At 36.2% G+C, this 26,777-nt stretch carries 22 protein-coding genes; 15 read left to right on the top strand and 7 right to left on the bottom strand.

Annotation, left to right across the window (positions count from 1 at the left end):
• Positions 1–3: 3 nt before the first annotated feature.
• Positions 4–1,083: an LPS export ABC transporter permease LptG gene (gene lptG / locus D7029_RS01690; protein ID WP_194951673.1), complete on the bottom strand. Its 1,080-nt coding sequence runs from the start codon at positions 1,081–1,083 to the stop codon at positions 4–6.
• Positions 1,083–2,180, bottom strand: a complete 1,098-nt coding sequence (gene lptF / locus D7029_RS01685; protein ID WP_088493952.1) for an LPS export ABC transporter permease LptF — start codon at positions 2,178–2,180, stop codon at positions 1,083–1,085. The genes lptG and lptF overlap by 1 nt, the downstream gene beginning before the upstream one ends.
• A 286-nt stretch (positions 2,181–2,466) precedes the next feature.
• Here lptF and pepA point away from each other — a divergent pair, with 286 nt between their 5' ends.
• From pepA to D7029_RS01670, 3 genes are all read left to right on the top strand, one after another.
• Positions 2,467–3,975: a leucyl aminopeptidase gene (gene pepA, locus D7029_RS01680; protein WP_088493953.1), complete on the top strand. Its 1,509-nt coding sequence runs from the start codon at positions 2,467–2,469 to the stop codon at positions 3,973–3,975.
• A 105-nt stretch (positions 3,976–4,080) separates the two neighbouring features.
• Entirely contained in the window at positions 4,081–4,530 is a 450-nt protein-coding gene (locus tag D7029_RS01675; protein ID WP_194951672.1) for a DNA polymerase III subunit chi, read from the top strand.
• Positions 4,531–4,543: 13 nt separating this feature from the next.
• Complete coding sequence (locus tag D7029_RS01670) at positions 4,544–7,432, top strand: valine--tRNA ligase (protein ID WP_194951671.1); 2,889 nt, start codon at positions 4,544–4,546, stop codon at positions 7,430–7,432.
• 158 nt (positions 7,433–7,590) lie between these two features.
• On the opposite strand, the gene D7029_RS01665 is transcribed toward D7029_RS01670, so the two are convergent.
• Positions 7,591–9,417, bottom strand: a complete 1,827-nt coding sequence (locus D7029_RS01665; protein WP_194951670.1) for a nuclease domain-containing protein — start codon at positions 9,415–9,417, stop codon at positions 7,591–7,593.
• 14 nt (positions 9,418–9,431) lie between these two features.
• Complete coding sequence (locus D7029_RS01660) at positions 9,432–11,930, bottom strand: AAA family ATPase (RefSeq protein ID WP_194951669.1); 2,499 nt, start codon at positions 11,928–11,930, stop codon at positions 9,432–9,434.
• Between the two features lie 357 nt (positions 11,931–12,287).
• Here D7029_RS01660 and D7029_RS01655 point away from each other — a divergent pair, with 357 nt between their 5' ends.
• From D7029_RS01655 to D7029_RS01640, 4 genes are all read left to right on the top strand, one after another.
• Positions 12,288–12,797: a GNAT family N-acetyltransferase gene (locus tag D7029_RS01655; RefSeq protein WP_194952569.1), complete on the top strand. Its 510-nt coding sequence runs from the start codon at positions 12,288–12,290 to the stop codon at positions 12,795–12,797.
• Between the two features lie 422 nt (positions 12,798–13,219).
• Positions 13,220–13,387 carry a YhfL family protein gene (locus D7029_RS01650; protein WP_036914671.1) on the top strand — a complete coding sequence of 56 codons (168 nt, stop codon included), beginning with the start codon at positions 13,220–13,222 and terminating at the stop codon, positions 13,385–13,387.
• 211 nt (positions 13,388–13,598) lie between these two features.
• Entirely contained in the window at positions 13,599–14,522 is a 924-nt protein-coding gene (locus D7029_RS01645) for a tetratricopeptide repeat protein (RefSeq protein WP_194951668.1), read from the top strand.
• A gap of 114 nt (positions 14,523–14,636) precedes the next feature.
• On the top strand, positions 14,637–15,698 hold the full coding sequence (locus tag D7029_RS01640) for a hypothetical protein (RefSeq protein ID WP_194951667.1): 1,062 nt from the start codon (positions 14,637–14,639) through the stop codon (positions 15,696–15,698).
• Here D7029_RS01640 and D7029_RS01635 read toward each other — a convergent pair.
• Positions 15,695–16,174 carry an Hcp family type VI secretion system effector gene (locus tag D7029_RS01635; protein WP_194951666.1) on the bottom strand — a complete coding sequence of 160 codons (480 nt, stop codon included), beginning with the start codon at positions 16,172–16,174 and terminating at the stop codon, positions 15,695–15,697. The two genes, D7029_RS01640 and D7029_RS01635, sit on opposite strands and share 4 nt — an antisense overlap.
• Positions 16,175–16,880: 706 nt before the next feature.
• On the opposite strand from D7029_RS01635, the gene D7029_RS01630 reads away from it, so the two are divergent.
• Positions 16,881–17,750 carry a pirin family protein gene (locus D7029_RS01630; protein WP_088493955.1) on the top strand — a complete coding sequence of 290 codons (870 nt, stop codon included), beginning with the start codon at positions 16,881–16,883 and terminating at the stop codon, positions 17,748–17,750.
• Positions 17,751–17,856: 106 nt separating this feature from the next.
• Here D7029_RS01630 and rraB read toward each other — a convergent pair whose 3' ends face one another.
• On the bottom strand, positions 17,857–18,288 hold the full coding sequence (rraB, locus tag D7029_RS01625) for a ribonuclease E inhibitor RraB (RefSeq protein WP_151434047.1): 432 nt from the start codon (positions 18,286–18,288) through the stop codon (positions 17,857–17,859).
• Between the two features lie 184 nt (positions 18,289–18,472).
• Here rraB and argF point away from each other — a divergent pair, with 184 nt between their 5' ends.
• The 5 genes from argF to D7029_RS01600 all read left to right on the top strand — a co-directional run bounded on the left by argF (position 18,473) and on the right by D7029_RS01600 (position 22,631).
• On the top strand, positions 18,473–19,477 hold the full coding sequence (gene argF, locus D7029_RS01620) for an ornithine carbamoyltransferase (RefSeq protein WP_088493957.1): 1,005 nt from the start codon (positions 18,473–18,475) through the stop codon (positions 19,475–19,477).
• A 178-nt stretch (positions 19,478–19,655) separates the two neighbouring features.
• Positions 19,656–19,826: a hypothetical protein gene (locus tag D7029_RS01615; protein ID WP_164996119.1), complete on the top strand. Its 171-nt coding sequence runs from the start codon at positions 19,656–19,658 to the stop codon at positions 19,824–19,826.
• A complete protein-coding gene (gene pyrB, locus D7029_RS01610) occupies positions 19,826–20,761 on the top strand; it encodes an aspartate carbamoyltransferase (RefSeq protein WP_088493958.1) in 936 nt (311 codons plus the stop codon). The genes D7029_RS01615 and pyrB overlap by 1 nt, the downstream gene beginning before the upstream one ends.
• A 13-nt stretch (positions 20,762–20,774) precedes the next feature.
• On the top strand, positions 20,775–21,233 hold the full coding sequence (gene pyrI / locus D7029_RS01605; protein ID WP_006535648.1) for an aspartate carbamoyltransferase regulatory subunit: 459 nt from the start codon (positions 20,775–20,777) through the stop codon (positions 21,231–21,233).
• A gap of 222 nt (positions 21,234–21,455) precedes the next feature.
• Positions 21,456–22,631: an MFS transporter gene (locus D7029_RS01600; RefSeq protein WP_194951665.1), complete on the top strand. Its 1,176-nt coding sequence runs from the start codon at positions 21,456–21,458 to the stop codon at positions 22,629–22,631.
• 4 nt (positions 22,632–22,635) lie between these two features.
• Here D7029_RS01600 and D7029_RS01595 read toward each other — a convergent pair whose 3' ends face one another.
• Positions 22,636–23,547 (bottom strand): LysR substrate-binding domain-containing protein, encoded by a 912-nt coding sequence (locus D7029_RS01595; protein WP_194951664.1) that lies wholly within the window; start codon positions 23,545–23,547, stop codon positions 22,636–22,638.
• A gap of 359 nt (positions 23,548–23,906) precedes the next feature.
• Here D7029_RS01595 and D7029_RS01590 point away from each other — a divergent pair, with 359 nt between their 5' ends.
• The gene (locus D7029_RS01590) at positions 23,907–24,293 is read left to right on the top strand and encodes a RidA family protein (protein ID WP_006535650.1); all 387 of its coding nucleotides are present in this window, start codon (positions 23,907–23,909) and stop codon (positions 24,291–24,293) included.
• Positions 24,294–24,637: 344 nt separating this feature from the next.
• Positions 24,638–26,776, top strand: a complete 2,139-nt coding sequence (gene nrdD / locus D7029_RS01585; RefSeq protein ID WP_194951663.1) for an anaerobic ribonucleoside-triphosphate reductase — start codon at positions 24,638–24,640, stop codon at positions 26,774–26,776.
• The last annotated feature ends 1 nt before the right edge of the window (position 26,777 follow it).

The raw sequence follows: 26,777 nt of genomic DNA, 5'->3' as shown, positions 1-26,777 counted from the left end.
TACTTAGCGATTACGCTTCATCAATAACCATAAACTTAATGTTAGGAAGAGTATTCCTGGCACTAATGCTGCAATCACTGCGGGTATGCCATAAACCAAGCTTAATCGTCCTGAAACCTCATTGACGATATAAAATAAGAAGCCAAAAGAGATACCCGTTAAGACTCTTAATCCCATTGGTACTGTACGTAATGGACCAAAAATAAATGACAACGCCATCAACATCATTACTGCAACAGAGATTGGAGCAAAGATTTTTTTCCAGAAATTCAGCTCATAGTTTGCTGATTCTTGCCCACTCTGTTTTAGATATTTAACGTATTGATAGAGTCCACTGATTGATAATGCATCCGGATCTAACGCCACAACACTTAGTTTTTCTGGCGTTAGTCGTGTTGGCCACTCCAGTGATACCTGTTTTTTACCTGTGATTTTTTGTGGATTAGTTAAATCTGACTGCTCAACTTGCTTTAACATCCACGTTTTTTTATTCACATCGTAGGTTGCACTTGATGCATAGCGTACCGTTTCTAGTTTTCTATCATTATTAAAATCATAGAGTGTGATGCCTTGCATCTCATTTTGGCTCTTTATTCGGTTGATATGAATAAATTGGTTGCCATCTTTAGCCCACATACCGCGGTTGGTAGAAACTAAAGAGTTACCCATGATTTTTTCAGCGCGATAGTTACGTGCGTATTGTTCACCTTGTGGTGCGCCCCATTCACCAATGAGTACTGTTAACAATACTAATGGAATAGCGGTTTTCATCACAGAGCCTGCAATTTGCAAACGGGTGAATCCTGACGCTTGCATCACCACCAGCTCACTACGTGTTGCTAATGCGCCTAATCCTAATAACGCCCCCAATAATGCCGCCATAGGGAAGAAAATCTGCACATCTTTAAGGATATTTAAAATGGCATAAATACCCGCATCCAGTGTGGTGAAATCCCCTTGCCCTACTTTACGGAGTTGATCGACAAATTTGATAATGCCGGATAGTGAAACCAGCAAAAATAGTGTCATCAAAATTGACTGTAAAATAGTACGCCCGATATATCTATCTAATACACCAAACATCAGGCAACTCCTTTCTTAAAGCGAGCACGGAATTTACGCATAGGCAAGGTATCCCAAACATTCAATAAGATAGCCAAGGCAAGATAAACACCATTAACACTCCACATTGCAATGAGAGGGTCCAATTTTCCTTTTTCACCATTAGAGTGCAATGAACTTTGTAGTAAGAAGAACACCAGATAAAGCAGCATGGCAGGCAGCATACTTAATACGCGACCTTGGCGTGGGTTTACCTCACTTAAAGGTACGACCATCACAGCCATAATGACGACAGAAAAAATCAAGGTTAAGCGCCAATGGAATTCAGCGATAGATTCTGTTTCATTAGAATGCCAAAGCTCAGTCATCGTTTTTTGCTCTACACGATTACTGCTAATGGTAGATTCACGGTGCCCAATAACGGCTTGGTAGTCATTAAAATCGGTAATACGAAAATCACGCAATACCGCCGTACCTTCATAGCGAGTTCCCTCACTTAATACGACTATCTGATTCCCGTTAGGTAACTCTTTGGTATAACCTTTATCTGCCACCACGACAGAAGGACGCTGATCTTGTGTTGGACGCAACTGTGCAAGGAACACATCTTGGAATTGGTTTCCTTTTACACTACCAAGATAGAGCACCATATTGCGGTCACTGGACATTTTAAATTGCCCTTCCATCAATGCCGCTAAACTTGGGTTTGCTTTAGCATCCTCAAGGACTTGCTCTTGATGCACCGAAGACCAAGGAATAAGCCAAATGACATTTCCTGCGGCTAATGCGCTGGTCAGTAATGAGAGCAACAGTGCAGCTTGCACTAATGCTTTCTTACCTATTCCGCACGCATTCATGACGGTTATCTCACTTTCAACATAAAGTTTGCTGTAAGTCATCAGAAGCCCAAGAAAAAGGCTTAATGGAAGAATAAGCTGTGCCATCTCAGGAATTCCCAGCCACAGCAGAGAAATCACGAGGTTTGTAGGAATGTTACCTTCAACAGCAGCCCCTAAAATTTCAACCAGTTTCTGGCTAAAGAAGATAAGCATCAGAATAAATAAGATGGCTATCTGACTTTTAAGGGTTTCCCGAGCTAAATATCGAATTATAATCACGCTAGTTATGCCTGTGAAAACTTGTCTTTTTGCAGGAAAATCGCTAACTTCGTTGTATATCTATCATTTGTGCATCTCAGTTAGACATTCTTGCAGCCCAAATGATATCAAAACATGCTATAAACAGGTTCCCAATAAGAACAAGCTTATAAGTTAGCTAAATTAGTTGTGTTCAATTAATGCATTTAGCTTAACATAAAAAGTAAACTTTCTATGGGGTAGATTAATGCGGATCACTATTCTAAACGATACTTTCCGTTTTTGTCTTTAATATTCAGGAGAACGCATGGAGTTTAATGTAAAAAGCGGCAGCCCAGAGAAACAACGCAGCGCTTGTATTATCGTGGGGGTGTTTGAGCCTCGTCGTTTATCTCCGATCGCGGAGCAACTTGATAAAATCAGTGATGGCTATATCAGCGCCCTGTTACGCAGAGGTGAACTGGAAGGCAAAGTCGGACAATCATTGCTGTTACATCATGTACCAAATGTTCTCTCTGAGCGCGTTTTACTGATTGGTTGCGGTAAAGAGCGTGAATTGGATGAACGCCAGTATAAACAGATCATTCAAAAAACCATTAACACACTCAACGAAACTGGCTCGATGGAAGCCGTATGCTTTCTGACTGAGTTACATGTTAAAGGTCGTAATAATTACTGGAAAGTGCGTCAAGCGGTTGAGACTGCAAAAGACTGCCTCTATACCTTTGATCAACTGAAAAGCAATAAAACAGAATTACGTCGTCCATTACGTAAAATGGTCTTTAATGTACCTACTCGTCGTGAACTACCAAGTGGTGAACGCGCAATTGCACACGGTTTAGCTATCGCATCAGGTATTAAAGCATGTAAAGATTTAGCTAACATGCCACCAAATATCTGTAATGCCGCTTATTTGGCGTCCCAAGCTCGTCAATTAGCAGACTCATCTTCAAATGTTTCTACGCGTGTTATTGGCGAAGAGCAAATGAAAGAGCTCAATATGAATGCTTACCTTGCGGTAGGTCAGGGCTCTCAAAATGAATCGTTAATGTCGATTATCGAATATAAAGGCAATAAAGATCCTGAAGCTCGCCCAATCGTATTAGTAGGTAAAGGGCTGACATTTGACTCGGGCGGTATTTCTATCAAACCTGCTGATGGCATGGATGAAATGAAATACGACATGTGTGGTGCAGCAACCGTTTATGGTGTGATGCGTGTTGTGGCTGAACTCCAGTTGCCAATCAACGTTATTGGCGTACTTGCAGGTTGTGAAAACATGCCGGGTGGAAAAGCGTATCGCCCTGGTGATATTTTAACAACCATGTCAGGCCAAACTGTTGAAGTATTAAATACTGATGCTGAAGGTCGTTTAGTGCTGTGTGATACGTTAACTTATGTTGAGCGCTTTGAGCCTGAATTAGTTGTCGATATCGCCACATTAACAGGTGCTTGTATGGTGGCTTTAGGGCATCACTACAGCGGATTAATGTCTAATCATAACCCGTTAGCACATGAATTAATGAATGCATCAGAGCAAGCAGGTGATCGCGCTTGGCGTTTACCATTAGGCGATGAGTTCTATGAACAAATCGAATCTAATTTTGCTGACTTAGCGAATACAGGTGGCCGTTTAGGTGGCGCAATTACTGCCGGTTGTTTCTTAGCGCGTTTTGCGACTAAATATAACTGGGCTCACTTGGATATTGCAGGTACCGCATGGCGTTCTGGCAAAGCAAAAGGCGCAACAGGCCGTCCTGTTTCTTTATTGTCTCAGTTCTTACTTAATCGCGCGGGTTTGAATAGCGACGATTAATACCGCATAATTATCAGGGTTAAGGTATTACCCTATTATTATGGTAAATAGAGCAGACTCCAAGAAGGGTATTGCAACGCAATACCCTTCTGTTATCGGGATATCATGAAAAACGCCACGTTTTATTTAATGGAACACCCATCAATACACGATGATTTACAGGCTCATGAGTGGCTTGCCTGTCAACTTACCGCTGAACATTGGCGATTAGGCAAACGTATCTTGTTGGTTTGTGAGTCTCAGGCTCAAGCTGAATTGCTTGATGAGGCATTATGGGCAAGAGAACCTCATCAGTTTGTTCCTCATAATCTAGCAGGTGAAGGCCCTCGTTATGGTTCTCCTGTTGAACTATGTTGGCCTGGAAAACGTGGTAATGCACCTCGTGATCTCTTGATTAATTTGCAATTGCAATTCGTAGACTTTGCCACAGCTTTCCATGAAGTGATAGACTTTGTACCTATTGATGAACAATTGAAACAGTTGGCGCGTGAACGATATAAAATTTATCGTAGCGTCGGCTTTACTTTGACAATGGCTACGCCGCCAACCTATTGAATACGTAAAGAATATGGAAAATAAATCCGCACCGAAAGAGCCATCGCTCGACACAACATATAATCCAGCAGAGATTGAACAACCTCTGTATCAGCATTGGGAAAAAAACGGCTACTTTAAAGCCAATGGCGATACAACGAAAGAAAGCTTCTGTATCGTGATCCCACCACCAAACGTCACAGGTAGCCTACATATGGGCCATGCTTTCCAGCAGACCATTATGGATACCATGATCCGTTATCAGCGCATGCAAGGTAAAAACACCTTATGGCAGTCAGGTACTGACCATGCGGGTATCGCGACTCAAATGGTCGTTGAGCGTAAAATCGCAGCTGAAGAAGGTAAAAATCGTCATGACTATGGTCGTGATGCATTTATCGACAAAATTTGGGAATGGAAAGCAGAATCAGGCGGTAACATTTCTAACCAAATGCGTCGTTTAGGTAACTCTGTTGATTGGGAACGTGAACGTTTCACAATGGATGAAGGCTTATCTAAAGCAGTTAAAGAAGCTTTTGTTCGCTTACATAAAGAAGATCTCATCTACCGTGGTAAACGCCTTGTAAACTGGGACCCTAAATTACACACGGCGATTTCTGATCTTGAAGTTGAAAACCGTGAAGTTAAAGGTTCAATGTGGCACCTACGTTATCCTTTAGCGGATGGGGCAAAAACAGCAGAAGGTAAAGATTACCTGATTGTTGCAACAACACGTCCTGAAACCATGTTAGGTGATACCGGTGTTGCTGTTAACCCTGAAGATCCTCGCTATAAAGATTTAATTGGTAAAGAAATTATTCTACCAATCGTTAACCGCCGTATCCCTATTTTAGCGGACGAACACGCGGATATGGAGAAAGGGACGGGTTGCGTAAAAATCACCCCTGCTCACGACTTTAATGACTATGAAGTTGGACGTCGTCATCAATTACCAATGATTAATATCATGGATTTTGATGGCAATATCCGTGTTAGCGCAGAAGTATTAGACACCAATGGTGTTGAATCTGACGTTTACAGCACTGAAATTCCAGAAGCCTACCAAGGTATGGAACGCTTCGCTGCACGTAAAGCAATGGTCGCTGAATTTGAACGTTTAGGTTTATTAGAAGAGATCAAGCCTCACGATTTAACCGTACCTTATGGCGACCGTGGTGGCGTGGTTATCGAACCTTTATTAACAGACCAATGGTATGTTCGTGCAGCACCTTTAGCGAAACCAGCCGTTGAAGCTGTTAAAAATGGTGAGATCCAATTTGTACCAAAACAGTACGAAAACATGTACTTCTCATGGATGAATGATATCCAAGATTGGTGTATTTCTCGTCAACTGTGGTGGGGTCACCGTATCCCTGCTTGGTATGACAACCAAGGCAACGTTTATGTTGGTCGTGATGAAGAAGAAGTTCGTCGTGAAAACAATATCGCCGCTGATGTCGCATTACGCCAAGATGACGACGTACTGGATACATGGTTCTCATCTGCACTGTGGACATTCTCAACATTAGGCTGGCCTGAAAACACTGAAGCACTAAAAACATTCCATCCAACGAATGTATTAGTCAGTGGATTCGATATCATTTTCTTCTGGATCGCTCGCATGATCATGATGACCATGCACTTTATCAAAGATGAAGACGGTAAACCGCAAGTTCCATTTAATACGGTTTATATGACAGGTCTTATTCGTGATGAAGAAGGCCAGAAAATGTCAAAATCCAAAGGTAACGTACTTGATCCTCTGGATATGATCGACGGTATTTCATTAGAGAACCTGTTAGAAAAACGTACTGGCAATATGATGCAGCCACAAATGGCTGAAAAAATTGCTAAACGTACTAGCAAAGAGTTCCCAGAAGGGATTGAAGCACACGGTACAGATGCTCTGCGCTTTACCTTAGCGGCATTAGCTTCAACAGGTCGCGATATTAACTGGGATATGAAACGCCTGTCTGGTTACCGTAACTTCTGTAACAAGCTGTGGAACGCAAGCCGCTTTGTTCTGATGAATACTGAAGATCAAGATTGTGGCTACCAAGGTGGTGAGATGACATTCTCACTGGCTGACCGCTGGATCTTAGCTGAATTTAACAATACCGTTAAAGCCTATCGTGAAGCGTTAGATAACTATCGTTTCGATATCGCTGCTGGTATTTTATATGAGTTCACTTGGAACCAATTCTGTGACTGGTATCTTGAGCTATCAAAACCTGCGGTACACAAAGGTAATGATGCACAAAAACGCGCAGCACGTCATACACTGATTGAAGTGTTAGAAGGCTTACTGCGTCTTGCTCATCCAATTATTCCATTTATCACAGAGACAATCTGGCAACGTGTGAAGGAAGTTAAAGGCATTGAAGGTGAAACCATCATGCTACAAGCTTTCCCTGAGTTCGATGCTTCACTGGTGGACGAACAAGCACTGAACGATCTGGAGTGGATCAAAGAAGTTATCGTTGCGGTTCGTAATATCCGTGCTGAAATGAATATTGCTCCGGGTAAACCACTTGAAGTAATCTTACGTGGTGCCGATGACAATGCGAAACGTCGCGTTAGTGACAATATTGGTTTCTTAAAAGCAATGGGTCGTTTAGCCGATATCCGTCCATTAGCAGAAGGTGAAGAAGCGCCATTATCAGTAAACAAACTGGTCAACGGTGCAGAATTGCTGATCCCAATGGCAGGCTTTATCGATAAAGATGCAGAGCTTGCACGTTTAGATAAAGAGCTTGAAAAAGTAGAAAAAGATATCACAACTTTAGACAGCAAATTATCTAACGATGGCTTTGTTAGCCGTGCGCCAGAAGCGGTTGTTGCTAAAGAGCGTGAACGCTTAGCGACATGCTTAAGTGCAAAAGAGAAGCTAATCGCACAGAAAATCTCTATTGCCTCTTTATAAGCACTATCGCTTTAAAGACGCCGAGATTGATAATGAAAACCCGCGGTTATCGCGGGTTTTTACTTAGTCTCTTTCAGCCAAAAAATAAAACCATTTTTCATTAAATTATGTCAAGTACAAACTATTCTCATTAATACGGGAATTAGTATTCATTTTAATTAAAGAATCGACATTTTTTCATATTCTAACTCACTAATATTTATTGTATTCTTTATTAATTGAACAATTACTAGATTCAATGAATCATTATGCTTTTTATCATTCAAATCAATACCTATACTTTGTAAAGATGGAGTAACATAATTCTTACTAAAAATATCATATTCTGAAGAATGAAAACTATAAAAATGCCCTTCATGAGAGGGAAATAAAATACTCATTGAATTGACTGCTACTGCACCTGTTTTTTTTTCGTGTATACCATGAACATATTTCATTGTACATTCAGGTAAATATTTTCTGACCGCTAAATGTTCATTCGTATATTTAGCATCAAGTACTATTAATTTTCTTTCACCATTAAGTAATTTAATCTCAATTACGATATCTGGACATCGATGTGAATATTTATGTTTATGAGTTCGTTTTTTAATATTTTTCTTATTATAAGCCAATCCTTCTGAATTTATAAAGAATGAATCTAAAACATTATCACTTTTACTCATCCAATATACAGGTTCTCTATATAAAGAAATTTCATGTCCATACTTATTCTCCCAATAGCTACTCACCATAAGCTTCGAATCAAATAATTCATTTAATACTTCATAAACTCTATAATAACAATATGATTCAAATAACATTGGTATATTTCTTATAGCAAATAAATTTTCATAAGCAGACCAATCTGGAGAACTTTTTTCAAACCAATCTATATACTCTATAAATATAGATCGGTATGCTAAATGTGATATAGCCTTGGGAGTTAATATAGGTCTTTGTGTAATAATTTTAGAAACAGGTAGTGTCTTTTCCAAATGAAATTTTATTTCATTTGCTAACTTCAATAAATTTTCACATCTGGCAATTTGATTAGATAAAATCCTTTTCTTAAACTTATTTAATTGTTCAAAAAAAGAAAAATATCCTTCTGGTTTAACTTTCTGATTTATTAGTAAATATGATGGTAAACATTCATATGAACTCAATTGTTTTGATATTTCCATTATCATGAATGATAAGAATCCATGAATTATCCAATTTTCATATATATCATGATTTTCTTCAAGCTCAGACACTTGTAAAGATGAAGCCATAAACATATGATTATTATACATTAAGTGAGACTTGTTAATATCATCACATTCATGAAGCACTGATAGATTAGACATCAACCAACCCAATGATTCATCATCAAATATATTATTATGATTAGGTGTTATTATTTTTTGAATAGGTGTAAGTTTTGTAATTGGTTTTTTTAATATGTCAGGTAATACAGAACAAATTAATTCGAATACATATTCGAGACGTTCTAGATTACTAGATGGAGAATTTCTTCCTTCTTTAAAACCAGAATTATATTTAGTAGTTTGAAAAATAGAGTATAGTTCGTCTTCACTTAATCTTGATAAGTATAATAGCATCTTTTCAACATTATCAGCATTAGCCTTTGATGCAAGTATTTCAATTGGCTGAAAATTAAACAACTCAAACTCATCTAATATCTCATTAGATAATTTTATTGTAAATTCAGCAATACCAAAGTAATTAGCAAAGAGACATTCATATTTTTTCTGCCTACTAAAACTAGGGGTCCAAATAAATTTAATTTCATCATTATCAACAATAATTTCTGTAGGTTCTATATTATGATCATTAAGAATTAACTCTGCATATTTATACTTCTCATTTATTTCTAAATAAAATTCCAATGCTTCATTTTCTTTAATCCAATAATTAACTGAATTGTTAATATCAAGTTCATCCAACTTTAAAATTGTACCGTATCTCTCTCCTGATATTATTTTAATTTCTAATAACATATCTATATGCCTTCTTAAAAATATGAAAATGAATTAGTAAACTCATTTCCACTTGCGATAATACGTTCTAATTGAGAAGTTGAACGAGGATATGAACGACCTAAAATATCTAATAATTCTTCTAACCGTTTTTTGAAACCTAATCCATAACCTTCAATATGTGGTAATACATGCTGTTCTATTGCAAAATCCATAGCAACCTCATTATCCAGTATTGGACTAACAACAGAACAATAGTTTGTTATAATATTTATTTTTCTCTTGCTAATATAAATTGAATTACCTAATTTAATATCTCTTTTTATTAAATTCTCAATAACTCTATGTAATATTAATTCACTTGATTTGGATAATTCGAAATCATCTTTAGGCGAAAGTAATTTACTTAAAACCTCATTACTTAATGCACCATTCAATTTTTTACCAGTAACATCATGTACTATATCATTATTTATATTCAGGTTTATTATTGGAGCCCTATCAATTAATCTAGGTGATAATCTTTCGGTTGTTGAATCATTATTTATTGTTGCAATAAATCTAACTGAACTATCAATTTTTAAAAATCTTAACTCATCTTTCGGAATTCCAGTATCTATAGGTCTAAAACTATAATCTGCATCACATAATCCTATAAAATCAGACCAGTAGTGTTCCATTGAAGACAAATTAGCTTCATCAAGCAATATTATTTTTTGAGCATTATTACTTTTTCTTTGTAAAAAACTATAGAGCCCTGTTCTCGATTCTTGATATATTCCTTTTAAAGAATTATAAAAACCAAGAATATCCCTACTAGAGACCCAACCTCGGCCTACAGGTACAAATAAAAAATTCTTGTCTCCTGTTGCATCTCCAAGATATAGCGCCTCTGCAAGTCTTGTTGCAGTTGATGTTTTACCAGTGCCAGGAGGTCCACTTAATACGGTTAAAAATGATTGATTAACTGAAACAAGTAGATTCGTCATTTCTTCTCGGGAAAAATTTCTACCGCCATCTTCAGAAAAGCTAGAACATAAAGAATCTATTAAATCCTCAATTCGCTCTGGTTTATTAGTTGCAAAAGCAATGGGTCTAGCATCAAATGTAGATGTATCCAAATATGACTGCCCATTTAATACTTTATTTATAGCTTCCATCTCTCCAATTTTTTTAGCTAGATCTTGATTATTAGTAGTCCTTAAAATGTCTTGATATCCGTCAGCTGTTGATTTTAAAAGCATATTATGTTCTTCTAAATAATCTTTTCTTTTATTAAGTTGTGTTGCTTCATTTGCAACTTTTAATAAGTCTGATTTAACGGATATTTCTTTTTTTATATTATTTAATGTATCACTAGCTTTTTCAATTTCATTAGAAAGCTCTAATTGTTTTTTTTCTAGTTGTTTTTTTATTGCTTCTTCTTTTTCTGCTTCAAACTCTGCAATCTTCCGTTCAACTTCAATTTTTTTCTTTTCTATTTTGTTTTCATATTCATAAACAAGATTTTCTTTATCTTTTAATGTTTCTTCAAGCCTGTTTAGATTAGTTCTAATTCTGCTTTCTTCCTTTTCTATATCATCTTTTATTTTTTCCAAATGCTCATGTAATATGGATACTTTATTATCTTCAATATAATTTTCTAGAAAATTAATACCAGCATTACTTCCTAAATACTCTTTTATTAAAGAATATCCAATATCTGATTCAGATAAATAACGATCAAGCAGATTTTTAAGCCGCTCAATTCTTTCATATTGTTTAAAAATTTGATTAGATTTTTCACTTTCCGCAATAATTAATTGTAAACGTTGAGCTTCTTTTTTACCCAATGATTGAGTTCGCTTACCAAAGCCTTGAGAATTAACAACTTTAATTAATAAATCATCTGAAAGATAATCTATACTTTCAGATCTATATCTTGATATAGATTTAAAAGATGAGACAAATAACAAATCAACATTAGCATCATTTATTTTAACAATTACATCATTTAATTTTTGAAAATTAAAATATCCTAAATACCCTTTCCCATAACTTAATAATGAATGCACATGTGGCTCAATTATATATCTTTTATCCTCATTTTGAGTGCTCACTAATGGTCCATAAAGTACATCATTATCTAAAATAAAAAAAGGTTGCTCTGGTGGAATAATTTCTTGTGGTAGTAATCCATACTGTTTATCTGGTAAATTAGTTTTTAATATAGGAAGTAGGGTATTTTGTGGTAAGTTTTCAGCATCGGAACCTAACGCCCAATAACGATCAATACCATCTTTTAAGCTTTTGTCTTCATCATAAGAATGGCTAGATAACACAAACAAGTCTGTTGGTGAAAAACGTTCATCAATGCTTGGAAAACCCTTTGTAATTAATATATCACTTGGATAATCACTTTTATTTATTGGTATAAAAGTATTGGCATCTTTTTCTTCAAGTAATGGTATTACAAATCCTTGGTTTTCATTTAATGTTGAGGATTTTTTGACTATAAGCCGAGGTAGATGAAGATAACTGTCTTGTGTTCTCATAATATTAGCCTTTACTATTTTTAACATAAAAATTATCAATGTATTATATATGGAATAATTTATATTAGACCTATTTTTCATTAAAAAAATAAAATTTTTAAAATGAAAATAAAAAATAATTTTTTGATATATTATCCTTTCACATTTATTTGTGTTGATATTTAATACTACCAATTAATATTTTATTTAGGTTTGATTATTTAAAGATAATTTTTGTCGTTTACAATTTTATAAAATCAATTAAGATAGTTTTTGTAGCCATCAGTGCTACTTTCAATGAAGAAGTTCCTTTCCGGTGCTCTCTCAATAAATAATCAAAAAATATTCTACTAATAAGTGAAAACGATGAGTGCAACTATGACTGCAACCCAAGCTATAAACTCAAATATTGTTATTCGAGCCATTGAAGAAAAAGACAACGCAGGTATTGCACGCGTTATTCGTGAAGTATCAGCAGAGCACGGTTTAACTGCCGATAAAGGCTTTGCGGTTGCCGATCCAATTTTAGATACCCTCTATGAAGTTTATCATCAGCCACGCAGTGCTTACTGGGTTGTTGAAATGGATGGAGAAGTTGTTGGTGGGGGTGGTGTCGCACCACTTGCTGGTGGCGATGGCAATACTTGTGAACTACAAAAAATGTACCTTTCATCCAAATTACGTGGCAAAGGTATTGCGAAAAAAATCGTTCTGCAATCTCTTGAGTTTGGTAAAGAGCAAGGCTTTAGCCGTTGCTATTTAGAAACCACAGATATCTTAAAAGCGGCTGTCGGTTTATACGAAAAACTAGGATTCGAATTTATTGATGAAGCATTAGGTAACACTGGACATAGTGATTGTGAGATCCGTATGGTGAAGCCACTTTAAGCGTTCTTGCTATTCCCTACGTAATACAATAAATAAAATAAGCTCTACTTGACCCGCATTTCTTATGCGGGTTTTTATTAGCAATAAATAGCATCTATTAACACAAATCCAGTTTATCAAAATGATATAAATACAGTATGTTTATGTGCTTATTTTCACAATTAATTTCTTAATTAATTATTATCAAAATATTATTAATGAAATTCTTATCTTAAATTTCATTAAAACCCACAAGTTTAAATTATTTTTCATTCCACTCTAGATAATCACATTATCCCTCTTAAATAAAATATTATTTATCTTATTTTATATTTTAAAAAAGAGATTTTTTTATATTGCTATTTATAGCTAATTTAATATCTTTATGCAGATAAAGTCATGCATTGGCTTTTATAACTCTAAAATTTAAAAGGAATTTTTTCATGAAAAACTTTGTTAAAATTGCACTTATTGCTTCTGTAATTACCGTAATGACCGGTTGTACTGGTAGCGTATACAATAAAGAAAAAGACTGTAACTACGACTACTTACTGCACCCAGCAGTTTCTATTTCTAAAATCATTGGCGGTTGTGGCGACACAAGCAAATAAGATTTAAGAAATAAACATATTAATAAACTACATTCTGACTTATTGTTGCTAAGAAAGGATGTAGTTTTTTGTTTTATCATACCTTATATTTTTACTCGTTTTTTATGAGTCTCATTCCTCACCAACATAAGAAATCAGAGCTTAGTATTTCCATTTTAATGGAAGATAGATTAAATTAACCATTAATAAAATCTATTTTCGGTAATTTTATATGACATTAAACTACAAGATTATTATCGTCACATTATTTTTATCTATTCCTATGTTGGCTTATTCCTCCCCCCAAGCTAAATGTATTCCCGAAGAAAAAAACTTTTCCGCATGTGAAATATTAGCAACGCAGGGAGATAATAAGGCATTATTAGTACTTGGGCGTTTCTATGAAACGGGTACTGGGATTGAAAAAAATGTAGAGAAAGCCGAACAAATCTATCAACTCTTAGCAGATAAAAATGATGCTGATGGATTTAATCAATTGGCAATGCTTAAGGAAGATCAGGGCAAAAAACAAGAGGCTATTTTACTTTACCAAAGAGCAATAGAACTCGGCTCATCATCTGCTAATTATAATTTAGGTATACTGTACAAATATAATAATAATTATAAAAAAGCAAAAGAGATGTTTGAACAAGCAATTACCGATAATAATTCAGGTAAAGCTATGATGAGTTTAGGCGATTTATATTTTGATGGATTTGGTGTTGAAAAAAATATGGAATTAGCGGAGCACTGGTATAAAGCCGCTATTCAAGCTGATCATTATCTTGCCATTACACGATTGGGAATACTGTATGGCAATCTGGGAAAATATGATGAAGCGATAGTATATTATCAAGAAGCGATCAAAAAAGGTGATCCCGCCGCAATGAATTCAATGGGATTACTATATCAACATGGTTTTGGTGTACAACGTGATATCAATAAAGCGGTTAATTTTTATCAAGATGCCGCTGAACAAGACGAAATCGGAGGGCTGATTAACCTTGGTCTAATGTATGAAGAAGGCCTTGGGGTACCTCAAAATTATGAAAAAGCCATCGAATTATATACAAGAGCCTATCAATTAGGTTATACCGATATTCAGTTACGAATTAATTTCTTAAATAAACACTTTATAAATAATAACAAAAATTAATATAACCATAAAAATTAACTTTAACATATTAGTTGCTATGGTAAATAATTCCAGATATCTATTCATCTAAATAGATTTATTTATAGTTTAACTATAAATAAAAAGGAGATTTATATGCAGTGTGGTGATTTAGAGTGGTTTTACTGTAAAGATGGTGAAATATTAAATGCTAATGAGGCAATGGAAAAGCGACTTATTATTTACAAAAAAATAGGTCGGGAACTGAAAAGTGCACATAATCTTGCCCAAAAAACTTGGCAATATGAAGACTCTTCTAGTAAAAATCAAAATCGCTCAAAGGGATGCTCACCCAGTGGATTGGATGAATTTATTTATTATAAATGTGAAGGAAATGCTCCTTCCGTTGAAGTAGCTCTGAATAACCCTTGGGTAAAATATATAGAAGATTTCGGTATTACTTCTGCAAAAGGAGTAAACAGAACGATAGATACATTCATTGAACTGGGTATACTGCCCCCAGCTCTTGAGGGTATGAATTATGTTCTTAAATCTCGGCTATCTAGAAAGCCTCGTATCATACAAGAAAATATTGAAGCCATTTATCTACTACGATTTGTTTATGATCCCTATGAAAATATTACTGAAGTCGTCAATATTATTATTGATACAATAATCAATAATATGTCCCCATCTAGAAAACAAAAACTATCTCATTATATCAATGCGATAACTAATGTTTCTAATCTAGGTAATACTGTTAGCTTTGAAGATAGATTTGATGTAAGACCTCAAGTTAATTCATCAGTTAGAAATTTTGCAACAGATGTTGGCGTTGATATTATGGCTGATTCTAAAATTCGAAAATTTATTGTATCCGCTATAATCACTCAAATGGTTGCAGGTATTATTACAAATTACCCATCCTTTTTTAAACCTTTTAGACCAACCCAAATTATCAAAAGGACAACTTTAGTTGCAACATTAATGTACGGTTACGGTACGATTGAAAAAATGTCAGAAGCAGCAAGAAGACTTGAAAATAAAAATAAAATGGTTTACGACGTAATGAATAAAAGCAAGATCACCATGGCCTATTATTTTGTTGAAACAGAATTAGGACCTTTAATTACTTTAGCTGCAAGCCCAGGTAGTGTAGCTAGTGATGATGCTTTTATTTCTGAGGTACGCCATTTAATTAATAAATATAAAAATTAGAATACACTCTCATCTGATATGCTATACCCAGAAGTACCAGCCATGATTTGCGAGGTGGTAATATCACGATATCTAACAGTTAATTGCTCTTCAGGATCGATATCATTGCGTAAAATATTATTTGGGCATTGATGTGAATAATCAATAATAGATGCTTCGTTTAATTTCACTGTGAAATATTTTTCAATTCCACCATTTTGTGCGGTACGATAATAATCAAAAACTAAACTAAGAATTTCATTATTTGAAACCGCAATAAGTAATAGAGGGGAAGATTTATCAATCAGTTTGGTAAACTCTATTGGTTGATGAGCTAGATTTTGAGTTCTAGATACTGAAAAATTTAGTTCTGTAACAAATATTGCATTTTCTTTCCCTAATTGATAACGATTTCCTATTGAATCTAATGTTCCACAACCACGAGAAATCAGGCCTTGTTGCTGACCTTCTAATGTAAGATAAATTAAATTAGCCATTAATAAAGTCCATTTTTAGATACGTTTATATAATATTAAACAATATGATTATTATCATCACGTTATTTCTATATTTATCTAACTTTATATTTTTATATTAAAATAATCAAATTAAATATATTCTTAAAGAAACAATTTTCACATATGAAATATATAAAGATTACAGAGATAATAAAAAATAGCACCTGTAATTCTCTACAAATTTAGCATACGCACTAAAAAAATATATAATTAACTAAAAGTAGTGTAATTTATTAATCAAGTTAAAGATTGTTTTTCATTTACTCAACTAGAAATATTGTACAGTAAATTAGAAAAATATGGTGAAGCGAGAATATATTATCAAGAAGCTATCAAAGATAGAGGGGATCTAACTACAATAAATTCGCTAGGTTTACTGTACTAATATGGTTTTGGTACAAAATACGATATCAGACAGGCTATAAAACTATACCAATATTCGACAAATAAAGATGAAAAAATATTTAACCTCGTAGTCGCCAAATTACACATTCAATCAATATCCCTATTTATCTTCATTTTAGAAATTCATTCATTTTTTTTGAACACCATCAACAAATTCCCCCTATTTTGTTCATCATCAGAACACTTTATGATCAGCCTCATTAAGAAATCGCAATAATCTGTATTACCTCCTTCTGTGTCTTGGTTATTGCGGTTTCTTTCCTTAACTCGGAGAACAATCATGACTATCAGACAGATTAATCATATTTATTCGGCGCCAAATTCACACTGGGTAGGTAATGGCTTTCCAGTCAGCACCTTATTTTCCTATCAGGAAAATGGTGAGAAACATAGCCCGTTTCTGCTGATGGATTATGCCGAGCCAACACTGTTTAAACCTGTTACCAATGCCCGTGGTGTAGGAGCGCATCCTCATCGTGGATTTGAAACCGTAACAATCGCCTACCAAGGTGAAGTTTCTCATCATGACTCTAAAGGTCACGCAGGAACGATTACCGCAGGTGATGTGCAATGGATGACCGCTGCTTCTGGTATTTTGCATAAAGAGTATCACTCTGAAAAAATGACCAAAGAAGGCGGTGTATTGGAAATGGTGCAACTTTGGGTGAATCTGCCAACAGCGTACAAAATGACACAGCCTCGTTATCAGGCGCTGAAAGCAGAGGATATCCCTCATGTTGAATTATCAAATAACCAAGGTTATGTCAGAGTGATTGCAGGTAATTATGCCAACACACAAGGTGTGGCAATGACCTACTCGCCGCTGAATGTGTGGGATCTACGTTTAAATCGCGCAGGTGTTTCACATTACAGTATTCCTGAAGGTCATAATGCAATGCTGTTTGTCGTAAAAGGTGCCGTACATATCAATGATAGTGAAATTGCACGTCAACACGATATGGTGATGTTAGATAATCATGGCGATACGCTCACATTAGAATCAATGGGTGACACCATTGTTTTAATTTTAACCGGTGAGCCAATTAATGAGCCTATTGCAGGGCAAGGACCTTTTGTGATGAACACGCAAGAAGAGCTACAACAAGCTTTTGATGATTATGACAATGGTAAATTTGGCGTAATGGATTAATGACATTAGCTTAAAAACAATAACACCAGTCACAAAGCAACAATTTTGTGGCTGGTGCTATATTGCACTGAAAAATCAGGTACAAAAGGACAACATTTAGCAAAAATTAATGTAAACGTGATGACTTATCAGACTCTTCTTCGTCGTCTTCGTCTTCACCCTCTTCATCATCATACTCTGCGTCAGGATCTTCAAAATAAGTACCCCAACCATCGTAATAGACACCCATTTTTTCAGCTAAATTCATTAATTGCTCAACTTGAGCATCAATAAGTTCAGCATTCAAACCACTTTCACTGACTGCATCAAAGCAAACTAAAATCTCACCTGATTCGACTTCAATTTCTTCAGGCTCAGTCACTTCGTAACCTAATTTAAAAACTTCAACGGCTGCTTTTTCTAGTGTTTCAAAATTTTCACAAGAAATATGGTGCTCAATGGCATACAGTGCATCAGGATCACTGCCATCTTCCAGTAATTCTTCAATAATAAGACGTGTTTCTTCACGTTGTTCTGCTAACTCTTTGCTGTCCGCCATAATCATGCTCCGCAATAGTCTGAAAAGGTATCTCGTTCATTGTCCCACAGGCAGGATCAACACTCCATACTTAATATGATCTCCTTATCGCATACTGTTTAAATTAAAAGTTTTCCTTTAGGGGTTGATGATGAATATTTATTGATATAAATTGAATATAAATTCAATGACAGGATATCACTCTATGAACCCTTTTTATCAGAAATCATTCTTACGTTTACTTGATTTTTCACCTGCTGAAATTCAACAACTACTTACATTGTCAGCACAATTGAAAAAAGCCAAAAAATCCGGTCAAGAAACTCAGTATCTTACTGGAAAAAATATCGCACTAATTTTTGAAAAAGACTCAACACGTACCCGTTGTGCGTTTGAAGTCGCTGCATTTGATCAAGGTGCAAGAGTGACTTATCTGGGGGGAGGAAGCCAAATTGGACATAAAGAATCGATAAAAGATACTGCTCGTGTATTAGGTCGTATGTACGATGGTATTCAGTATCGGGGCTATGGACAAAAAACAGTAGATGCACTTGCACAATATTCAGGTGTACCTGTTTGGAATGGTTTAACCAATGAATTCCACCCAACACAGTTATTAGCCGATTTACTGACTATCACTGAACATCAAGCTAAACCATTATCAGAAACGGTATTTGCTTACCTTGGTGATGCTCGTAACAACATGGGTAATACTATGCTGGAAGCGGCTGCATTAACAGGTATGGATTTACGTTTAGTTGCGCCTAAAGCATGTTGGCCTGAAGCGAGTTTAGTTGCTCAATGCCAAGAAATTGCCAAGAAAAATGGCGGAAATATCACGCTAACTGAAAATGTGGCTGAAGGTGTTAAAAACGCTGATTTTCTTTACACTGATGTGTGGGTTTCTATGGGCGAACCAAAAGAGGTTTGGAAAGAGCGTATTGCGTTACTGAAGCCTTATCAGGTCAATATGGATGTTATAAAATTAACCGGAAATCCAGACGTCAAATTCCTTCACTGTTTACCCGCTTTTCATGACGAAGAAACAACGATGGGTAAAGCATTAGCTGAAGAATTTAATCTCTATGGTGGCTTTGAAGTTACTGATGAGGTTTTTGAATCAAAACACAGCATTGTGTTTGATGAAGCAGAGAATCGTCTTCACACCATAAAAGCAGTGATGGTCGCTACCCTTGCAAATCCTTTCTAAAATACATAATCATGCAAAACACCTATTTTTTATTTATGAAAAAATAGGTGTTTTCTTTGTTTTATCTCAAGCTTATTGATTTTTAAATTAAAAAAATTTTTTTTGCAAAAAATAAAAGCAAACGCTTGCGTGCAACTCTAAGATGCGTATAATGCGCCACAATTTGTCAGGAGGAAAGATGAAACAGCGCCTATTCCAATTCGTAACAAAAACAAGCACCTTAACTGGTCGCAAGCGCATTCTCTTTTTTCCAATAGCCCAATTTTTTAAAGCCCCTCTTATTGAGGGGTTTTTTTTGGCCTATAAAAAACCATCTATCGCACAATTCATCGCCAAAGGAGAACTCTAATGACTAATCCGCTCTACCAAAAGCATATTATCTCCATCAATGATCTGGACAGGGAAGATTTGGAGTCTGTTCTTCACGTTGCTAATAAACTCAAACAGCAACCTAATAACGAATTGTTGAAAGACAAAGTGATTGCGAGCTGCTTTTTTGAAGCATCAACACGTACTCGCTTATCATTTGAGACAGCTATCCACCGCCTAGGTGCATCAGTTGTCGGTTTTTCTGATGGAAGCAACACTTCACTGGGTAAAAAAGGTGAAACATTAGCGGATACCATTTCGGTTCTTCGCACTTATGCTGACGCCATTGTTATTCGCCATCCTCAAGAAGGTGCAGCACGTTTAGCCTCTGAGTTTGCGGGCGATATTCCAGTACTCAATGCGGGTGATGGTGCAAATCAGCATCCAACACAGACTTTGCTGGATTTGTTTACCATCCAAGAAACACAAGGCCGTTTAGATAACCTCAATATCGCGATGGTCGGTGACTTAAAATATGGCAGAACAGTACATTCACTGGCACAAGCATTGGCGAAATTTAAAGGTAATCATCTCTATTTTATCGCCCCTAAAGTACTCGCCATGCCAGAGCATATTCTTCACTTGCTGGAAGAAAATGGTGTTGAATACAGCCAACATGAAACAGTAGATGAAGTGATGCCAGAACTAGATATTCTGTATATGACTCGCGTACAAAAAGAGCGTTTAGACCCATCTGAATACGCGAATGTTAAAGCACAATTTATCTTAACCAGTGCAGATCTTGTGAATGTGAAAGATAACCTTAAGATCCTACACCCCCTGCCACGTATCGATGAAATCACGACAGATGTAGATAAAACACCTTACGCTTATTATTTCCAACAAGCAGGCAACGGTATCTACGCACGTCAGGCATTACTTGCCTTAGTTCTGAATAAAAACTTAGTTCTTTAATAAGGAGCACACCATGACACATGATCACAAACTAAAAGTTGAAGCTATCAAACGTGGGACTGTTATTGATCATATTCCAGCGCAGGTGGGCTTTAAAATTCTGTCACTATTTCGCTTAACAGAAACGGATGAAAGAATAACAGTAGGTTTTAATTTACCTTCAGAAAATTTAGGTAAAAAAGACTTAATTAAAATCGAAAATGTCTTTTTAACCTCTGAGCAAGCAAACCGTTTAGCGATGTATGCGCCTCAAGCAACTGTAAATATCATCGATGATTATCAAGTCGTTAATAAAATGGCATTAAGCTTGCCAGAATTGCTTGAAGATGTGGTGCCTTGTCCTAATAGCAACTGTATTAGCCATAACGAGCCAGTACAAAGCAGTTTCCGTGTCAAAAAACTGGCCTCAGATGTTGTATTAACCTGCAAGTACTGTGAAAAAGAGTTCGAACGCCACGCGGTTATTCGTTAATTCTTTTAACTATCTGCTCGCAAGGGCAGATAGTTTTTTTGTCATAACTATCTATTAAAGCAACAATACTCTTCATTGTAGATATTTTCTCTACTTAGAATCACCAAAGTAGATCTTCTGTTTTCTCTCACTTTTTGTCACCATAAAGACTGGATATATCCGCTAAATCACTTACTTAATTACTTTAACAGAGACGAATTTTCGCCTTCTGCGGATAGACTTATGCAAACAAAAACTCGCTTATTACTTTTAACACTGTCACTGGCTGTTTTTGGTGTGATCACAACCGAAGTTGCGGTGATTGGATTGCTACCACAACTTGTCGAACAAATGAATATCACTGCGCCACAAGTGGGCTTTTTAGTCAGCATTTACGCGATTGTTGTCGCAATAACAGGTCCTACTATTACACTTTTATTTGGGCGATTTAATCGCAAAACGATACTGTTGGTCATAATGGCTTTATTTATTATTTCCAATACTGTTTATGCATTAACACATCAATATCACGTTATTTTGCTCTTTCGTATTTTGCCTGCATTTACCCATGCGCTATTTTTTGCAATAGCACTGATGGTGGCGGCAAATTCAGTACCAGTAGAAAAATCCACTCATGGCGTTGCTATTGTTTTTTCTGGTGTTGCGGTGGGAATGGTTTTAGGTATGCCACTTAGCGCTTTTATTGCTGAAACTTGGTCATTAAGTATGGCATTTGGGTTTGGCGCTATCACCAGTGTTATCGCTTTTATTGGTATTGTGTTTTTTGTGCCTTCAATTAAAGTCACTGCACCGCTTAAAATTAGTGATCAATTAAAAGTATTAAAAAAATCAACAGTTTGGTTGAGCATTATTACTGTGACACTTATTTTTTCAGCCATGTTTGCTGGATTTAGCTATATTGCTGATTTTTTAGTGAATATCACAGGGTTTTCAAACAATATGACCAGCACATTACTGATTGTATTTGGTGTGAGTGGTTATTTTGGTAATTTTATTTTTAGTCACTATTTACAGCGAAATGTCGTTAAAACAACGATAACTTACCCAATCTTGTTTTGTTTTATCTATTTATTTATCTGGTTAAGCGGTTCTCAGGCGCTTGCCATGATCCCTCTGATCATTCTTTGGGGCATGTTACACACATCAGGATTAATTATTTCTCAAACATGGTTAATGAGAGATGCAAAAGCAGCACCCGAATTTGCAAATAGCCTTTATATCGCCTTTTCTAATTTAGGGATAACTGTGGGTTCTATGGTAGGAGCTTGGGTTATTCAACACATTGAATTACAAATGATAATTTGGGTAGGTATACTTTTTTCACTACTTGCATTGGGTACCATTTGGTTACGAGTACGATTGCAATCACCAAATTGTGAAATGGCTTATCAGCAATAAATATTTACTCATCAAATCCGCCTTCTTTTGCCACCTGAAGCAATGCATCTGCTATATAACGTGTTTTAGGTGGTAGTTTTTGCCCTTTATGCCACATCATATTGATAGGAGATTGATACCCTTCTGTTTTGATCAAGATGCGCTGTAATTGCCCTTCTTTAAGCTTATCCCCAATCATCCATAACGGAAGTTGAGCAATACCATAGCCATGGATCACTGCGTCAAGCATTGCATCACCATCAGCAAGTTCATAAAAAGGAGTTGGAATATATTGGTGGAAGGTTCCTTCTTCTTTTAGCATCCAATAAAAAGGGGTATCTTGCCGAAATCCCACAATACAACGATGGTCTGATAACGTTTCGATTTCTTTAGGTATGCCATATTTTTGCAAATAAATCGGTGAAGCACAGAGAACCAGTTTTTGTGTTGTCAGTTGTCGTGCAACAACATTGCTACTATCAGGTAAATGCCCGATACGAACGACTAAATCCACGCTCTCCTCATGCATATCAATATAGCGCTCACTAAATGAAACACTCATTTTAAGCTGGGGCTGCTTATCCATTAATGTCATTAAAACAGGCATAATACATTTACGACCAAAAGCAGACGGTAAATCCAGACGAATTTTTCCTGTTAATACCGACTGGTTTTCTTGAACTTGATTATTAGCTTGTTCAAGAATAGAAAGTGCTATTTGACACTGCTGTAAATAATACTCACCTTCAGAGGTCAACGTTAAACGTCGTGTTGTTCTTAATAGTAGATTAATACCTAAATGCTCTTCTAACCGAGTCACACTTTTCCCAACGGCTGATTTAGTTATTCCTAAACGAGATGCAGCTTCAGTAAAGCTACCTGTTTGAGCCGTTGCAACAAAAGCGGTGATACCAGAAAGTGAATTGAATTGCGTCATAGCCACCTACTATTATTCTAAATCTTGCATCAAACAATACATCGATAAAAGTTGTTATAAAAAGCACGATGTTTCTTCATTATAGAATAATTCCACTCTAAAAGCATAAACGGGATATTTTTGAAAAATAAACTTATATAAAAAATGATTTTTATAAAAAATTTTTCTATAAAAAGCCCTTTTATTCAGGGAAAAATACACATCAAAATGAAGTAATTACATGAGTTCATTTTCTTTTTATAATTGCAGACTTTATGATAAAGCCTGACATCTGTCATATTGCTAACCTGAAGCGCTGGCTATAATAGCGTCGCACTAATCGAATGTTAGCGTTAATCTTATAAAAACAGGAGTTCTACATGTCTTACGAAATTAATACCGATAAAGCCCCAGCTGCGATTGGCCCTTATGTACAAGGCGTTGATTTAGGTAATTTAGTGATCACTTCAGGTCAATTACCTGTTGATCCTGCAACCGGTGAATTTGTTTCTGATAATGCAGCAGAACAAGCTCGTCAATCTTTAGAAAACGTAAAAGCAATCATTGAAAAAGCGGGTTTAACTGTTGCTAATATCATCAAAACAACTGTTTTCGTAAAAGATTTAAATGATTTCGGTACGATCAATGCTGCTTATGAAGCATTCTTCAAAGAGCATAACGCTGCATTCCCTGCTCGCTCTTGTGTTGAAGTTGCACGTTTACCAAAAGATGCAAAAGTAGAAATCGAAGTTATCGCTATCCGTTAATTTCGTCTCAACAGCAAGCCATAAAAAAGCAAAGGTCTCTTTATGAGCACTTTGCTTTTTTTATGTTCTCACTTTTTGATGAATAATTTATCACTTCTGTTTTTGGCACATATTTACAATTCAGCCAATCCCTCTTGATGCCTGATGTAGCAAAAATACCTTGATGCAGATCAGTTTTAATGAAGATTATTTCTCTTTCAATTACTATATATTGTGCTTTAATACATACCGACCTACAACATATAGTAATTATACACATCTTATCCACAATAAGCCTGAATGCTGTGCCATCACCTGTTTTTATGGGATTTGAGCCTGTGGATAAATAGTTAAGGAGCAAGATTGTGAAAACCATTGTGATAAAACGAGACGGATGTAAAGTCTCTTTTGACCAAACCCGCATCAGCGATGCTATCAAAAGAGCCGCCGTAGCTTGTGAGATCACTGATGATGATTATTGCGATTCTGTCGCGCAATCCGTTTCACAATCTCTCGCAGGACGTTCGAATGTCGATATCCGTGAGATCCAAGACGCCGTAGAAAATCAGCTGATGGCTGGCGAACATAAAGATGTTGCCAGAGCCTATATTGAATACCGTCATGACCGAGATGTTGCTCGTGAGCAACGTGGAAGACTAACTCAGGAAATCCGAGGTCTTATCGAACAAAGTGATGTCTCTATTCTTCATGAAAATGCGAATAAAGACAGTAAGGTTATCCCTACCCAGCGTGATTTACTTGCGGGTATTGTGGCTAAACATTACGCAAAATTGCATATCCTGCCAAGAGATGTGGTACTCGCTCATGAGCGTGGTGAAATTCATTATCATGATCTCGATTACTCACCGTTTTTCCCAATGTTTAACTGTATGCTAATTGACCTTAAGGGCATGTTAAACAACGGTTTTAAAATGGGAAATGCGGAAATAGAACCCCCTAAATCTATTTCAACAGCAACAGCAGTAACTGCACAAATTATCGCACAAGTGGCAAGCCATATTTATGGTGGTACAACGATAAATCGTATCGATGAAGTATTAGCGCCGTTTGTAAAATCAAGCTATGACAAACACTATAAAGTAGCGCAAGAGTGGCAGATTGCTGATAAAGAAGCTTATGCTAATGCGCGTACTGAAAAAGAGTGTTACGACGCATTCCAATCTTTAGAGTATGAAGTTAATACACTACATACTGCTAATGGACAAACCCCATTTGTCACTTTTGGTTTTGGCCTTGGTACGTCGAAAGAAGCGCGTTTAATTCAACGATCTATTCTTGAAAATCGCATGGCTGGTTTAGGCAAAAACCGTAAAACAGCTGTTTTCCCTAAACTTGTTTTTGCCATTAAAGATGGCTTAAACCATAAATTTGGTGATCCTAATTACGATATCAAACAACTTGCTCTCGAATGTGCAAGTAAACGCATGTATCCCGATATCTTAAATTACGATCAAGTCGTTAAAGTAACAGGTTCATTTAAAACGCCAATGGGTTGCCGTAGCTTCTTAGGTGTTTACGAAGAAAATGGCGAGATGATCCATGAAGGTCGTAATAACCTCGGTGTTATCAGCCTGAACTTACCGCGTATTGCGATTGAAGCTCAAGGTGATGAAGCAACATTCTGGTCACTACTTGATGATCGCCTCGAACTAGCGAAAAAAGCACTGATGACTCGTATTGCTCGTTTAGAAAACGTCAAAGCGCGTGTTGCCCCTATCCTTTATATGGAAGGTGCTTGTGGTGTTCGCTTAAAAGCAGATGATAATGTCTCTGAAATCTTTAAAAATGGCAGAGCATCAATCTCATTAGGTTATATCGGTGTTCATGAAACCATTAATGCACTGTTTGGTACTGAAAAACACGTTTTTGATGATGAAACCTTAAGAGAAAAAGCAGTGGCGATTATTAATCGTCTGCGTGAAGCAACAGATCAGTGGAAAGAAGAAACAGGTTATGGCTTTAGCCTTTACAGCACACCAAGTGAAAACTTATGTGATCGCTTCTGCCGCTTAGATGCAGCTGAATTCGGTATTTTACCGGGTGTGACAGATAAAGGTTATTACACCAATAGCTTCCACTTAGATGTTGAGAAAAAAGTAAATCCATACGACAAACTGGATTTTGAAGCGCCTTATCCTCCATTAGCAAATGGCGGTTTCATTTGTTACGGCGAATATCCAAACTTACAGCATAACCTTAAAGCATTAGAGGATGTGTGGGATTACAGCTATACCCGCGTTCCTTATTACGGAACGAATACTCCGATTGATGAATGTTATGACTGTGGTTATACCGGTGAGTTCTCTTGCACTAGCAAAGGCTTTACTTGCCCACGTTGTGGTAATCACAACCCTGCAAGAGTTTCAGTGATCCGCCGTGTATGTGGATATTTAGGTAGCCCAGATTCACGCCCATTTAATGCGGGTAAGCAAGAAGAAGTTAAGCGTCGTGTGAAACATCTGGCAAATGGTCAATTAGGTTAAG

The organism is Proteus vulgaris, from assembly GCF_016647575.1.
Taxonomy (GTDB): domain Bacteria; phylum Pseudomonadota; class Gammaproteobacteria; order Enterobacterales; family Enterobacteriaceae; genus Proteus; species Proteus mirabilis_B.
Note: the sequence above shows the minus strand (reverse complement) of the source record. Positions and strands in the feature narration are given on the sequence as shown.

Bases quoted from the DNA above. Each gene is read 5' to 3' on its own strand.
- lptG (WP_194951673.1), bottom strand. From the start codon at position 1,083: ATGTTTGGTGTATTAGATAGATATATCGGGCGTACTATTTTACAGTCA.
- pepA (WP_088493953.1), top strand. From the start codon at position 2,467: ATGGAGTTTAATGTAAAAAGCGGCAGCCCAGAGAAACAACGCAGCGCT.
- D7029_RS01675 (WP_194951672.1), top strand. From the start codon at position 4,081: ATGAAAAACGCCACGTTTTATTTAATGGAACACCCATCAATACACGAT.
- D7029_RS01670 (WP_194951671.1), top strand. From the start codon at position 4,544: ATGGAAAATAAATCCGCACCGAAAGAGCCATCGCTCGACACAACATAT.
- D7029_RS01665 (WP_194951670.1), bottom strand. From the start codon at position 9,417: ATGTTATTAGAAATTAAAATAATATCAGGAGAGAGATACGGTACAATT.
- D7029_RS01660 (WP_194951669.1), bottom strand. From the start codon at position 11,930: ATGAGAACACAAGACAGTTATCTTCATCTACCTCGGCTTATAGTCAAA.
- D7029_RS01655 (WP_194952569.1), top strand. From the start codon at position 12,288: ATGACTGCAACCCAAGCTATAAACTCAAATATTGTTATTCGAGCCATT.
- D7029_RS01650 (WP_036914671.1), top strand. From the start codon at position 13,220: ATGAAAAACTTTGTTAAAATTGCACTTATTGCTTCTGTAATTACCGTA.
- D7029_RS01645 (WP_194951668.1), top strand. From the start codon at position 13,599: ATGACATTAAACTACAAGATTATTATCGTCACATTATTTTTATCTATT.
- D7029_RS01640 (WP_194951667.1), top strand. From the start codon at position 14,637: ATGCAGTGTGGTGATTTAGAGTGGTTTTACTGTAAAGATGGTGAAATA.
- D7029_RS01635 (WP_194951666.1), bottom strand. From the start codon at position 16,174: ATGGCTAATTTAATTTATCTTACATTAGAAGGTCAGCAACAAGGCCTG.
- D7029_RS01630 (WP_088493955.1), top strand. From the start codon at position 16,881: ATGACTATCAGACAGATTAATCATATTTATTCGGCGCCAAATTCACAC.
- rraB (WP_151434047.1), bottom strand. From the start codon at position 18,288: ATGGCGGACAGCAAAGAGTTAGCAGAACAACGTGAAGAAACACGTCTT.
- argF (WP_088493957.1), top strand. From the start codon at position 18,473: ATGAACCCTTTTTATCAGAAATCATTCTTACGTTTACTTGATTTTTCA.
- D7029_RS01615 (WP_164996119.1), top strand. From the start codon at position 19,656: ATGAAACAGCGCCTATTCCAATTCGTAACAAAAACAAGCACCTTAACT.
- pyrB (WP_088493958.1), top strand. From the start codon at position 19,826: ATGACTAATCCGCTCTACCAAAAGCATATTATCTCCATCAATGATCTG.
- pyrI (WP_006535648.1), top strand. From the start codon at position 20,775: ATGACACATGATCACAAACTAAAAGTTGAAGCTATCAAACGTGGGACT.
- D7029_RS01600 (WP_194951665.1), top strand. From the start codon at position 21,456: ATGCAAACAAAAACTCGCTTATTACTTTTAACACTGTCACTGGCTGTT.
- D7029_RS01595 (WP_194951664.1), bottom strand. From the start codon at position 23,547: ATGACGCAATTCAATTCACTTTCTGGTATCACCGCTTTTGTTGCAACG.
- D7029_RS01590 (WP_006535650.1), top strand. From the start codon at position 23,907: ATGTCTTACGAAATTAATACCGATAAAGCCCCAGCTGCGATTGGCCCT.